Below are 12,550 nucleotides of genomic sequence, written 5' to 3'. Positions count from 1 at the left end.
CCCGCCGCCGTGTGGGTACGTCGTCCTTGACTCTCCCGCGGCGGGAGACGACACGGTCGAGGAATGAAAATCGATCTGGCCCGAACCGATGGCCACTACTACGGAGCGAGCACGCGACCTGTGGTCCGGACATTCAGCGCATACGACTACGTGACGGTCGAAGGAATCGGGGACCCTGACGGCCCGGTCTACGCGGCGGCGGTGCAAACGCTCTACCGGGCCGCGTACGGCGCGAAGAAGGCGGCGAAAGCCGCAGGGCAGGACTTCGTCGTGCCCAAACTCGAGGGCCTGTGGTGGGTCGATTCCGACGCTCCGCCACTGACGGTGCCACGCGACCGATGGCACTGGAAACTGCTGATTCGCATGCCGGAAGTGGTGACCGCCGACATGGTGACCGGCGCGTCCTTCGAACGACTCACCGAGGGCGAGGCGATCCAGGTCCTGCACCTGGGCCCGTACGCGACCGAGCCCGAGACCCTGGCTCGCATGGACGCCCTCATGGCGGCCGAGGGATGGGCGCACCACGGCCGCCACCACGAGATCTACTTGTCCGACCCGCGCCGGACACCGAACGAGAGGACGAAAACCATTCTGCGTCAACCGGTTCGCCGCACGCTCGCGTCTCAGTAAGGAGCCGGCGCGCTCGGCTCGGCACGCCACGGCCCCGACGGGCCGGGGCCGAACGTCAGAGCCAGGTCGAGCAGATGCCGGTCCCACGAGCGGACCGCGAGGTCGGCCAGAACGCCGGAAACCGTGATGGTGTCGCGCCTGGCCGGCGCGGCAAGCGTCTGGTTGTCGCCGTGCTGGGGCTGCTCGCTCCAGACGGGTACGCCGAACGGGACCGGACTCGTCTCCAGCAACGACATCCACGTCCCGTCGGGCGCGCGCGTCACCGCCGTGAGCGCGTACGGCGCGAAAGGCACCTGCCAGCCGCCGGTCTCTAGCACCATGACTTCGCCGCGCTCGGCTGCCGCGAGCGCCATCTCCCCGAACCAGCGGGCGAAGGCGCTTCGCGCGTCCTCGCTCACCGCTGCTTTCGCGGTGGACTCGTCCACTCGGGTCAGCTCGACCGCGTCACCGGATACGCCACCTTGCGGATCGCTGAAGCGGGCCGCCAAGAACAAGGTGCCGAACCTGCCGGTCGGATGCAGGTGCAACATACCCGCCTCCCGGAAACGTCTCTCTCCCACCGGTGTTCGCGCTATCCGGCCGATACCGGCACACCCGCGCACGATCTCCGGCTGGTGCACGCGCCAGTACGAAACCCCTTCGCCGTCCCGCCACAACGGCATGTGCTCGCCGATCATCGGCCCGAGCATCGTCGTTTCCATAACATCCCCAGGCGAGACCGCCGCCCCCACGTTCGTCATGCCGACGATGCTATCGGCAACAGAGACGCCGCCCGGAACAGCTACCGGCCGAGCCGGTGCTCTTCGGCGTCCATACATCTGCGTCCGCCGTCATCGGCCCAGAAGGTCACCGCCACCATCGGCCATACGCCGCCCGGCTTTCCGGTTCCATAGCAAATTGAGCTGCGCCGGTTGCATAGGACCGATTGCGGTTCTACCCGAACCGGGTGCGCAGGCAACGGATACTTCCGATACACGCGATCGGTTGCGGGTTCGAGTCACGTCCGGATCGTTTCGATCCGGTGGCTCAATTGGTAGAGCAGTCCACGGCAGGGTTTCCGGATCCACAGGGCTCGGTTCGCTCGAGCCGGTATACCCGTCGCCGCCCAGAACTCGGGCGCCCGAACTTCGCGCGGGAAGCGGCTGGGCATATCGTCTGCTTTCCGCGGAACTGCCTGCCGGAATAACTCGCCGAAAATCTTCGGCACAGTTGAAGGTTTCGACACACCCGCCGAAAACGACGGACTACGTGCGCGCCAGTACCTCGCGTCCGACGTACGCCAACAGTCTTCGGTGTGCCGGTTCGTCGTCGGCGACCAGCACCTCGGGACCGAAAATGCCGGGTGCGCGGAAGGAATCGATGCCACCCGCGGCATGCATGGTGGCGAGCAATTCGCCACACAACCCGTCGTCGGCCAGATCCGGCCGATCGATGGCCACCGCGATATCCACCCCGTGCACGAGAATCTCGGTGAGATGCACCAGCGCGGCCGCGGGGCCGGGCAGTTCACCGAGCGAGATGCCCACCGTGCCGTCCAGCGCATCGGGCCGGTGCCAGGCCGCGCGGTCCACCTCGGCCGCCGCGGCGTACGCGCCCTGCGGATCACCGCCGAGCCAGTCGGATTCGTGGTCGGCGCCGGTATCCATGCCGCTCAGGGCCGCCGCGAAGATGTGCATACCGCCGACCGTGTGGTTGAGAACAGTGCGGACATCCCAGTCCCGGCACGGCGTCGGCGTCGTCAGATCCGCTCCTCCCACGGCGGCGACGATCGCTCCGGTCGCATCCAGTGCACGGTCGATCTGTCCGATCACGTTGTCCATGAGCTTCCTTCGGTCGAGCGGTTTGGCTGAATTGGTAACACAGGACACCGACAAGCGCGCGGCAATGCGAACTCCACCTTGCGTCGAGATAGTTGCCGACAGTGTGCTTCTCGTGACCGCGAAGGAAAATGCGCGGGCCGGACGGCCCCGCTCCCCTCGGTGGTGCGCCCGGTGCGCAGGCACTTCCAATGCTAATGGACAGGTTGCGGGTTCGAGTCCCGCCCGGACCCCATGGTCCGGTAGCTCAATGGCAGAGCGGTACGTTCCGTGGCCGAATTTCATCTCGGGCGCACTACCACCGAATTCGCGCACCCGCGAAGCGGACCGTCTCGCTCGGGCGAAGATTCGGCGCGTCTCCGGTGCGCAGGCAACGGTTACTTCGGGTTCAATTCCTGCCGAAACCATTTCGGTCGCTCGATACGGCGAGCAGCCCGTCGCCGCTTTTCCTCGGCCATTCCGCTCCGAAAAAATGGGGTGCGGCAATTCCTTTCGTCTCGGGTACCGCTCTACACGTGGAACCTGGCCGGATACCGCTACGGGCACGCCCTCAGCGGCACCCCGCACCGGCACGCCTTCGGCGGCCTGACCGACGTGGCGTTCCGGATGATCCGGCTGTTGGAGGCGGGACGCGACGCCGACTGGCCGTTCTGAACGGCGGCGGGGCCGAGATCGCCTCCCGACCTCGGCCCGTGGGTCCACCGGACCACCGGCACGCCTTCGGCGGCCTGACCGACGCGGAGCTCCGGACCATCGCGCTGCTGGCAGCGGGACGCGACCCCGACTGGCCGTTCTGCTCCGCGGCCTACCCGAACACCGGATAGTTGGCCCGGATGACGCCGTGCGGGTCGCGGGCGCGCTTGATCTCGCGCAGCCGGTTCAGCGTCGCGGCGTCGAAAGCGGCGTCGGTCGTCTCGCCGGGCGTGAGGAAGGTATACGGCTTGTGGCCGCTGATCTGCCCGCTCACCGCGCCGACGATGGCGGTGCGCCGCGCCTCGACCGCATCGCGCAGGTGCGGCAGCCCGAGACCAAGGCAGTAGAGCAGGTACGGCTCCGCGATCGGGCCGCGCGCGCCACCATCGGGCCGGGCTTCGGCCAGGGCGCCGCCCAGGTGCCGGATCTGCACATTGGCCAGCGGGGCGACCGGTTCCTCGATCAGGGTCTTGACCACGGCGTCGCCGAGATCGGTGAGCTGCTCCGCACGGGACAGCGACGGGCTCGGGTCCGTGGGTTCGGCGGTGACCGCGCCGATGTCGGCGGCCCCGAACACGCCGCGCTTGTCGAGAATGAGATCTCCGATGGCGTCCAGCGCGGTCAGCAGCGTCCGTCCACGATCAGGATCACCCAGATACACCGCGTCCACGCCGACCATCGGCGGTGCGTCCGGGATCTGCAAACGCTGGAACCACACCGACAGTTCGTGCGGAGCCGCCGCGGTGATCTCCTGGAATGCGTCGAACACCTCGCGAATCCGCGTTTGCGGCCACAGCATGCGGCCGCCGAACAGCTCCGGCGCGGGAAACAGATCGAACTCGAGCGCCGTCACGACGGCGAAGTCGCCACCACCGCCGCGCAACGCCCAGAACAGGTCCGGATCGTCCTCGGCCGTGACCCGGCGCGCAGCGCCCTCCGCGTCGACGATCTCGAACGCGCGCACCGCGTCGGCGGCCCAGCCGTGCTTGCGGCCGAACCAGCTCATGCCGCCGCCGAGGGTGTAGCCGGTCACGCCCACGACCGGATTGCTGCCCGCGAGCCCGGTCAGCCCGTGCCTGGCCGCGGCCGCCTGCACCCGACCCCACGACACTCCGGCGCCCACGCGCGCCACCCGACGCCGGGGATCGATCTCGATGCCGTCCAAATACCCGGTGCGCAGCAGGATCGCCTCGGGCACGCCACCGGACGCGCCGTGTCCGGTCGGTTGGGTGACCACCGGCACGCCCGCGCGGCCCGCGTACCGGACCACGGCCGCGACGTCACCGGCGTCTCCGGCCCGCACCACGGCGGCCACCGGTTGGTCGACGGTCGTCGTCCAGGGCCGCGCCGCGGTTTCGAAGCCCTCGTCACCGGCCACCAGCACGCGGCCGGGCAGCGTGGCCCGCAGTTCGTCGAATGTCATTGCTCGTCCTGACTCTCAGCGTTCGGAAGCAGACGCGCGCGGGAACCGGGGTGTCGGCTTTCGACGAAAGGCCGTGGTTCGCGCCGCGACTACCTCATTGACGAAAGAGAGCGCGGAAAGGTAACAACGAGCAGGTCAGCGAGGGTTTCGCCGCTCAGCCGGATCCGGCTCGTCCTTCGGGGTCGGCGCCCTTCGATTCCTCGGCACGGCGGGTGATGCCGTGCTCGGTGCCCTCGTCGGCCTCCTGGTCCGGTTCCGGGTGCTCGGGCTCGAAGGTCGCAGGCAGGCCCTTGATGTGCCGGTTCATCGACCGGACCAGCAGGAAGGTGCCCGCGAGCAGAATCAGGATGATGACCAGGCCGAGCGGCGACGCCTTGCCGAACTCGGGGCCGGTCGGCGTTCCGGGTGTCTGGGCGAGCAGGACGAACGTCACGACCGCTCGTCCTCGATGCCCGCGAACAGGTCGGTCTCCGGCAGCTCGGTGCGCACGCGAGTCTTGGCCAGCTCGAACTCCTCGGTGGGCCACAACCGCTGCTGCATCTCCATCGGAATGGCGAAGAACGCGCCGTTCGGATCGATCTGCGTCGCGTGCGCGCGCAAGGCGTCGTCGCGCTGCGGGAAGTACTTGGCGCAGTCGATCTGGGTGGTGATCCTGGCGAACATGTCACCGCGCTCGGCGGCGTACTTGCGCATCCGTTCCAGCCACTCCTGCAGCGGGAACGGTTCGCCGAGGCGCTCGTACTCCGCGGCGAAGATCTCCATCCGCTTCATGCTGAAGCCGTGGTCGTAGTACAGCTTGAGCGGCGTCCACGGCTCGCCCGCGCCGGGAAAGCGCTCGGGGTCGCCCGCCGCCTCGAACGCCGCCATCGACACCTCGTGGCAGCGGATGTGGTCGGGGTGCGGGTAGCCGCCGGTCTCGTCGTAGGTGGTCATCACGTGCGGCTTGAACTCGCGCACCACGCGCACCAAGGCCTCGGTGGCCTCCTCCAGCGGAACCAGCGCGAAGCTGCCCTCGGGCAGCGGCGGCAGGGGGTCGCCCTCGGGCAGGCCCGAGTCGACGAAACCGAGCCAGTGCTGGCGCACGCCGAGCGCACGGGCCGCGGCGGCCATCTCCTCACGGCGGATCTCGTGGATCCGCTCCAGGACGCCGGGCGTGTCCATGGCCGGGTTCAGGATGCTTCCACGCTCTCCGCCGGTCAGCGTCACGACGAGGACGTCGTGTCCTTCGTCGGCGTAACGGGCGGTCGTCGCGGCACCCTTGCTGGATTCGTCGTCTGGGTGGGCGTGCACCGCCATGAGGCGAAGGCCACTCACGTCTCGTTCTCCGTCGCTCTCGGTCGCGGGTGTCGGGGCTTCGTTACCTATAGTTCCATTCGACCCACATTTGTTCCGACGTACCCCCCGGGAGCGACCACGATGAGCCAGCCCGCGCCGGAGAGCGGCGGCGACGCGAAGGCGGCGTCTCCTGGCGGACCCCCGCCCGACCGCTACGGCACCGGGCCACGCAAGCCGCGCCGCTGGATCGTGCCGGTGCTCGGCGTGCTGGTGGTGCTCGCGGGACTCGGCGTGGCCTACCTGGGCTATCAGAAGTACGGGCCGGAGGACATCGAGGCCGAGCAGCTCGGCTACGTCGTCGTCGACGACTCGACCATGACCATCCACCTCAAGGTCACCCGGGCCGACCCGCAGCAGCCGGTGGTGTGTTTCGTCCGCGCGATGGCTCGCGACGGCTCCGAACTCGGCCGCAGGGAAGTGCTGATCGAGCCGTCGAGCAGCGGGACGGTCGAGTTGACCACCGTCGTGCGCTCGTCCGCGCGTCCCGTGTCGGGCAGCGTGTACGCGTGCAGCGATCGGGTACCCAGCTATCTGCGAGTTGGCTGATTTCCGCGCATAAACCGGCGATTTGCCCGCGAAATTAACTCCGACCTGCACATTTGTGAATCATGCTAAAATGGCGTGATACACGGTTCCGGAGCTCGGAGCCGTGTTTGCTGCATTGGCGGCCAGCGCTGAGGGTTCGGGTTTGCGATTTCGCCCGTGACCGGGGCCTGTCGGGGTTCGATGAACTTCCCAGGATCGCTCTAGCCGTCGACTGGCGCGTGCCCGCTTCCGGGTGGGCACACGCCGGTGCTCAGGGAATCCCGGCCTGCCGGGAACAACTACTAGGGAGTGATCGAGATGACTGAGACGCAAGTGACCTGGCTGACCCCGGAGTCGCACGACAGGCTCAAGAGCGAACTCGACGCGCTCATCGCCAATCGTCCGGTCATCGCCGCCGAGATCAACGAACGCCGGGAAGAGGGCGACCTCAAGGAGAACGGCGGGTACCACGCCGCGCGCGAGGAGCAGGGTCAGCAGGAGGCGCGCATTCGCCAGCTGCAAGAGCTGCTGAACAACGCCAAGGTCGGCGTCGCACCGACCAAGTCCGGCGTGGCGCTTCCCGGGTCGGTCGTCAAGGTCTACTACGACGGCGACGAGACGGACACCGAAACCTTCCTGATCGCCACCCGCGAGGAGGGTCTCCGCGATTCCAAGCTGGAGACGTACTCGCCGAACTCGCCCCTCGGCGGCGCGCTCATCGACGCCAAGGTGGGCGAGACCAGGGAATACACGCTGCCCAATGGGAACACGATGAAGGTCACCCTGCTCAGCGCCGAGCCCTACCACAGCTGACGCTCTCGGTCGCGCCGCCACGGCAGGCCGATACCCCCGCGGACACGAGCGGCCGCGCCCGATCATCGGGTGCGGCCGCTTCCTCATGTCCGTGAACCTAGCTCAATGCCTGCTCGATGTCCGCAAGCAGGTCGCTGACATCCTCGATGCCGACCGAAAGCCGCACCAAGTCCGCGGGCACCTCCAGCTCGGAACCTTCGGTGGAGGCGTGCGTCATCGCGGCCGGATGCTCGATCAGCGACTCGACACCGCCCAGGGACTCGGCGAGGGTGAAGACCTCGGTCCGCGCGCAGAATTTCCGCGCGGCTTCGACGTCACCATTGAGGCGCACCGAGATCATCCCGCCGAAGCGCCGCATCTGCTTCGCCGCGACGGCATGGCCCGGGTGCTCCGGCAGGCCGGGGTAGATCACATGCGAGATCGACGGGTGCCCGGACAGGAACTCCGCGATGGTCTCGGCGTTGTCGCAGTGCCGATCCATCCGCAGGGCGAGGGTCTTGGTGCCGCGCAGCGTGAGGAACGCGTCGAACGGGCCGGGCACCGCGCCCGCGCCGTTCTGCAGGAACGCGAACGCCGCGTCGAGTTCCGGATCGTCGGTGATCAGCGCGCCGCCGATGACGTCGGAGTGGCCGCCGAGGTACTTGGTGGTGGAGTGCACCACGATGTCGGCGCCGAGCAGCAGCGGCTGCTGCAGGTAGGGCGTCGCGAAGGTGTTGTCGACGACCAGTTTCGCGCCCGCCGCGTGCGCGACGTCGGCCAGCGCGGGGATGTCGCCGATGCTCAGCAGGGGGTTGGTCGGGGTTTCGATCCACACCAGCTTGGTGTTCGGCCGGATCGCGGCGCGCATCTCGTCCACGTTGAACACGTGCGCGGGCGAGTGCTCGATCCCCCACTGGCTGAAGACCTTGTCGATCAGCCGGAAGGTGCCGCCGTAGGCGTCGTCGGGGATCACGATGTGATCACCCGGACGCAACGTGGCCCGCAGCGCACAGTCGGTCGCGGCCATGCCGGACGCGAACGCCCGGCCGTAGCGGCCCGATTCCAGCGCGGCGAGGTTCGCTTCCAGTACCGACCGCGTCGGGTTGCCGGTGCGGGCGTATTCGAAACCGCCGCGCAACCCGCCCACGCCGTCCTGGGCGAACGTCGAACTCGCGTAGATGGGCACATTCACCGCGCCGGTCTGCGGATCGGGTTCATACCCGGCGTGCACGGCCCGTGTGGAGAATCCCAGCTCGCTCATGGGGCTCAGCCTAATCGGGGCGATTCCCGGGCAACTTCCCGGTGTAGGCATATCGCCGCTGCGTACGCAGGCGAAACGGACGAATCCGCACAACGGCGTTGGCATAGCGGGACAGCGCCCCTCGATCCGATCGAATTACACCGACGTCACCACCAGCACGGAAATCTTGCACCGAAGCAAGGGGCGTGAGTTCGGTCTCACTATTTCGCCGCCCCTTTAGGCTGAGTCCATGGTCACTGTGGAAGAACTGTTCGCCACCGACACGCTGCTGTCCGACGACGAGCGCGAGATCCGGGACACCGTCGCGAGCTTCGCGACGCAGCGACTGCGCCCGCACGTCGCGGAGTGGTTCGAGGCGGGCACCTTCCCGGCCCGCGAGCTCGCCCCTGAGCTGGGCGCGCTGGGACTGCTCGGCATGCATCTGGAGGGGTACGGCTGCGCGGGCATGTCGGCCACCACCTACGGTCTGGCCTGCCAGGAGCTGGAGGCGGTGGACTCCGGCATCCGCAGCATGGTCTCGGTCCAGGGGTCGCTGGCGATGACCGCCATCCACGAATTCGGCTCCGAGGAACAGAAACAGCAGTGGCTGCCGGAGCTGGCCGCCGGCCGCGCGCTCGGCTGTTTCGGGTTGACCGAGCCGGACTTCGGTTCGAATCCGGGCGGCATGCGCACCCGGGCGAAGCGCGACGGCTCCGATTGGGTGCTGAGCGGCTCGAAGATGTGGATCACCAACGGCTCGGTGAGCGATGTCGCGGTGGTCTGGGCGCAGACCGAGGACGAAGGCAGGCAGGTGATCCGCGGATTCCTGGTCCCGGCCGGGACGCCCGGGTTCACGACGCGGGAGATGCACCGCAAGCTGTCGCTGCGCGCGTCGGTCACCGCGGAACTGGACCTGGACGAGGTTCGCCTGCCCGCGGACGCGGTGCTGCCGGGGTCGAGGGGACTGGCCGCGCCGCTGGCCTGCCTGAGCGAGGCGCGCTTCGGCATCGTCTTCGGCGCGCTCGGCGCGGCGCGCGAGTGCCTGGCGGCCACCATCGAGTACGCCAGGACCCGCGAGGTGTTCGACAAGCCGCTGGCCGCCTACCAGCTCACCCAGGCCAAGCTGGCCGACATGGCGCTGGAGTTCGGCAAGGGCCAGCTGCTCGCGCTGCACATCGGACGGCTGAAGGACCGCGGCGCGGTCACGCCGGAGCAGGTGAGCGCGGGCAAGCTGAACAGCACGCGCGAGGCCATCGCGATCGCCCGCGAGTGCCGAACCATCTTGGGCGCCAACGGCATCACGCTCGACTACCCGGTCTTGCGCCATGCGAACAATCTGGAGTCGGTGCTCACCTACGAGGGCACCGCGGAGGTACACCAGCTCGTGCTGGGCCGGGCGTTGACCGACGCGAACGCTTTCCGCTGACGAGCCGTTCGGCGGCGGAGCCGCGTAGCGACCGCGCGCTCCGCTGATCCGCCCCGTCCCGGCGTGATGCCGCCGGGCGTGGTGCGGAACGCGGCGAAAAGGGTGCGGATGGATTGCCGGATGCCGTTCGCCGACGGCATCCGGGCGAATCCGCCCTTTCCGCGCCGGACCACCGTTCTGTAGCCGATCGGACGCCGACTCGGTCACGACGCGGATCACGATCTCCGAGAACGGATTCGGGTCTGCGCGAGCCGCGTATGGACACTACTGTCGGTGCATGTCGTCGATCCGCGCCGCCGAGATTTTCGCGGCACTGTCGCTGACCACCGATCTCGCCGCCGGTATGCCGTTCGAGAAGGGGCTGGCCACCTGCCTGGTCGCCACCGACCTGGCCGCGCGGATCGGGCTGCCGGAAGCCGATTGCCGCGCGGTCTTCCATGCCGCCCTGCTCGTCGATCTCGGATGTACCGGCCGCGCCTCGGAGAACGCGCAGGCGTATGCCGACGACATCGCCTTCCAGCGCGCCTGCCACGTGCTGGATCCGGGCGATTCCGCCGTCTTCACCGAGCAACTGCGCCGATTCGGCGGCTGGGCGCCCGCCGCCCAATCGGCGCTGCGCAATCGGTTCGTCGCCCGGTTGCGGTCCGGCGCCACGCAGGCGCTGCGCTCGTCGAGCGAGGTCGTCGAGGCGCTCGGATCGCACCTGGGTCTGCCGGATGCCTCGGTCCGCGCCCTGACCGAGGTGGAGGAACGCTGGGACGGACTGGGTGCGCCGAACCGGCTGCGCGGGGAATCCATTTCGATCGCGGGCCGCGTTCTGCACGTGGCCGAACAGGCGGTGCTCGCGCTCGACGCGGTCGGCGATGAACTCGCGACCGTCTCGGGCCACGGTAACGCGCATCCGGCCGCCCCGCACGACAGAACACGCTCCGCTCTGGGCACTGTGGCGAGACGGCAGGGCGTCGTTCTCGACGAGTTGCGGCGCCGGGCCGGCGGCCATCTCGACCCCGACCTGGTGGCCGTCTGCGATGCCGATGCCATCCGCGCGGTGCTCGACGTTCCCGACCTGCTGGCCGCCGTCCTCGCCGCGGAACCGGGGACGCGGTCTTCGATTCCGTCCGCCGAACTCGACCGGCCCGGTCTGGCGCTGGCCATGATCGTCGACTTGAAAGGCCGTTATCTGCTGGGGCATTCGGCGCACGTGGCCGGGCTCGCCGATGCCGCGGCCGTCCGGATGGGCGTGCCCGCCGACGAAAGAGCGGCACTACGCGCCGCCGCCCTGCTGCACGATCTCGGCCGGGTCGCGGTGTCGAGCGCGGTCTGGGACCGTCGCGGCCCGCTGGGACCCTGGGACTGGAAACGCGTTCGGCTGCAGAGTCTTCGGACCGAGCGCATCCTGCGCCGCTGCCCCGGGCTGGCGGCGCTGGCCGATCTCGCGGCGGGTCACCACGAACGACTCGACGGCAGCGGCTACCCGCGGGGCAAGCGCGACCTTCCACCCGGTGCTCGATTGCTCGCGGCCGCCGATGTTTTCGCGGCCTGCACCGAAGCGCGGCCCTATCGCCCCGCCGCCCGGCCCGAGGAAGCCGCTGCCCAACTGGCGGCCGAGGTCGCGGCGGGCCGACTGGACGGCGATGCCTGTGCCGCCGTCGTCCGTGCCGCCGCGGACGACTCCACCATCCCCGCTGTCCACGGCCTGTCCGAGGCCGAGACCGACATCCTCCGGCTGAGGGCCCGCGGCCGCTGCGGCCGGGAGATCGCCGCGGAACTGCTGTTGCCCGAGCGCGCCGTCACCCACCATCTGGCCGAAATCCGCTCCAAGACCGGCCGCCACACCCGGGCGGGCGCGGCCGTCTTCGCGATGACCCACCAGATCCTCCCCGGCTGAATCGCTCGCGCACGGATACGTCCGCGCACCCGCGACGACCTGTGCTGAGCTGCGCCGGGCCCGCGAAACCGCACCTCACAGGCGTGTGCGGGCGGAAGCTAGCGCATTGTTACGTCTTGTCATTCAAGTGCCATGTGGGTGTCACCGGTAGGCCAGCGAAAGCGCGCATCCTTTAGAGGGACCCGGCATTGGGGCGATGCCTCCACCACCACACCATCGGAGGTGCACGATGCACAGCTTGTCGATCGACCGCGGCGTACGGCGGTCCGTTCCGAATGCACTGGGAGCCTGCCATGTTCGTGCGTGACCATCTGCCACGACGCTCGCACGGCGTCGTACGGCCGCTGCCGGATCAGCGCGAACTGGTCGCCGCCTTCGGCGGGCACCCGAGCGAGTCGGGCGAAGACCACCCCCTGGTCGGCTGGGCCAGGACGCTGGCAGCGCTGCACCGGCAGCGCCACTCCGATCCGCTGGCCGCCGCTGGAATAGATTGCCGCCGCGCCGAACTGGTGGCCACGATCGATGCGTGGGTGGTCGACCGACTGCCCCGAAGGCGTGCGACCGACCATTTGCGCAGCGAATCCATCGGCGCCACGGTCGACCGCATGGCCGCCGCCCACGTCCACGCCAGCCATCTGCTGCACACCGCCGAGAAAGTGTCCGACACCCGGGTGCACGCAGCCTGGTACCGACTGGCGCTGCTGGCCGACGAATGGACCGACCTGATCACCGGCGGCGTCCGCGAAACGGTCCGCGGCAGGAGACCGGCATAGGCGTTCGG

14 protein-coding genes are annotated in these 12,550 nt (G+C 69.0%); 8 read left to right on the top strand and 6 right to left on the bottom strand.

What is annotated here, in order from left to right; genetic code table 11:
- Positions 1 to 63: 63 nt before the first annotated feature.
- Positions 64 to 630 (top strand): GyrI-like domain-containing protein, encoded by a 567-nt coding sequence (locus ABZW96_RS27860; protein ID WP_355078585.1) that lies wholly within the window; start codon positions 64 to 66, stop codon positions 628 to 630.
- On the opposite strand, the gene ABZW96_RS27855 is transcribed toward ABZW96_RS27860, so the two are convergent.
- Both ABZW96_RS27855 and ABZW96_RS27850 read right to left on the bottom strand, forming a co-directional pair.
- Complete coding sequence (locus tag ABZW96_RS27855; RefSeq protein WP_355078584.1) at positions 624 to 1,370, bottom strand: hypothetical protein; 747 nt, start codon at positions 1,368 to 1,370, stop codon at positions 624 to 626. The two genes, ABZW96_RS27860 and ABZW96_RS27855, sit on opposite strands and share 7 nt — an antisense overlap.
- Before the next feature lie 504 nt (positions 1,371 to 1,874).
- A complete protein-coding gene (locus tag ABZW96_RS27850) occupies positions 1,875 to 2,450 on the bottom strand; it encodes a TIGR03086 family metal-binding protein (protein WP_355078583.1) in 576 nt (191 codons plus the stop codon).
- Between the two features lie 474 nt (positions 2,451 to 2,924).
- On the opposite strand from ABZW96_RS27850, the gene ABZW96_RS27845 reads away from it, so the two are divergent.
- Both ABZW96_RS27845 and ABZW96_RS27840 read left to right on the top strand, forming a co-directional pair.
- Positions 2,925 to 3,101 carry a hypothetical protein gene (locus tag ABZW96_RS27845; protein WP_355078582.1) on the top strand — a complete coding sequence of 59 codons (177 nt, stop codon included), beginning with the start codon at positions 2,925 to 2,927 and terminating at the stop codon, positions 3,099 to 3,101.
- Between the two features lie 38 nt (positions 3,102 to 3,139).
- Positions 3,140 to 3,271, top strand: coding sequence for a hypothetical protein (locus tag ABZW96_RS27840; protein ID WP_355078581.1), 132 nt, complete (start codon positions 3,140 to 3,142; stop codon positions 3,269 to 3,271).
- Here ABZW96_RS27840 and ABZW96_RS27835 read toward each other — a convergent pair.
- The 3 genes from ABZW96_RS27835 to mca form a co-directional block, all read right to left on the bottom strand.
- Complete coding sequence (locus tag ABZW96_RS27835) at positions 3,253 to 4,563, bottom strand: FAD-binding oxidoreductase (RefSeq protein WP_355078580.1); 1,311 nt, start codon at positions 4,561 to 4,563, stop codon at positions 3,253 to 3,255. The two genes, ABZW96_RS27840 and ABZW96_RS27835, sit on opposite strands and share 19 nt — an antisense overlap.
- A 154-nt stretch (positions 4,564 to 4,717) precedes the next feature.
- Positions 4,718 to 4,996, bottom strand: a complete 279-nt coding sequence (locus tag ABZW96_RS27830) for a hypothetical protein (protein WP_355078579.1) — start codon at positions 4,994 to 4,996, stop codon at positions 4,718 to 4,720.
- Entirely contained in the window at positions 4,993 to 5,859 is an 867-nt protein-coding gene (gene mca / locus ABZW96_RS27825) for a mycothiol conjugate amidase Mca (protein ID WP_355078660.1), read from the bottom strand. The genes ABZW96_RS27830 and mca overlap by 4 nt, the downstream gene beginning before the upstream one ends.
- Positions 5,860 to 5,979: 120 nt before the next feature.
- Between mca and ABZW96_RS27820 the strand changes: the two genes are divergently transcribed.
- Both ABZW96_RS27820 and greA read left to right on the top strand, forming a co-directional pair.
- Entirely contained in the window at positions 5,980 to 6,444 is a 465-nt protein-coding gene (locus ABZW96_RS27820; protein ID WP_355078578.1) for a DUF4307 domain-containing protein, read from the top strand.
- 297 nt (positions 6,445 to 6,741) lie between these two features.
- A complete protein-coding gene (gene greA / locus ABZW96_RS27815; RefSeq protein ID WP_028477722.1) occupies positions 6,742 to 7,236 on the top strand; it encodes a transcription elongation factor GreA in 495 nt (164 codons plus the stop codon).
- Between the two features lie 97 nt (positions 7,237 to 7,333).
- On the opposite strand, the gene ABZW96_RS27810 is transcribed toward greA, so the two are convergent.
- A complete protein-coding gene (locus ABZW96_RS27810; RefSeq protein ID WP_355078577.1) occupies positions 7,334 to 8,476 on the bottom strand; it encodes a cystathionine gamma-synthase in 1,143 nt (380 codons plus the stop codon).
- Positions 8,477 to 8,705: 229 nt separating this feature from the next.
- Here ABZW96_RS27810 and ABZW96_RS27805 point away from each other — a divergent pair, with 229 nt between their 5' ends.
- The 3 genes from ABZW96_RS27805 to ABZW96_RS27795 all read left to right on the top strand — a co-directional run bounded on the left by ABZW96_RS27805 (position 8,706) and on the right by ABZW96_RS27795 (position 12,542).
- Complete coding sequence (locus ABZW96_RS27805; RefSeq protein WP_355078576.1) at positions 8,706 to 9,881, top strand: acyl-CoA dehydrogenase family protein; 1,176 nt, start codon at positions 8,706 to 8,708, stop codon at positions 9,879 to 9,881.
- 277 nt (positions 9,882 to 10,158) lie between these two features.
- Positions 10,159 to 11,769, top strand: a complete 1,611-nt coding sequence (locus tag ABZW96_RS27800) for an HD domain-containing phosphohydrolase (RefSeq protein ID WP_355078575.1) — start codon at positions 10,159 to 10,161, stop codon at positions 11,767 to 11,769.
- Between the two features lie 293 nt (positions 11,770 to 12,062).
- Positions 12,063 to 12,542, top strand: a complete 480-nt coding sequence (locus ABZW96_RS27795) for a DUF4254 domain-containing protein (RefSeq protein WP_355078574.1) — start codon at positions 12,063 to 12,065, stop codon at positions 12,540 to 12,542.
- Positions 12,543 to 12,550: the final 8 nt, after the last annotated feature.

It is taken from the genome of Nocardia sp. NPDC004168, from assembly GCF_040610355.1.
GTDB lineage: Bacteria > Actinomycetota > Actinomycetes > Mycobacteriales > Mycobacteriaceae > Nocardia > Nocardia sichangensis.
Note: the sequence above shows the minus strand (reverse complement) of the source record. Positions and strands in the feature narration are given on the sequence as shown.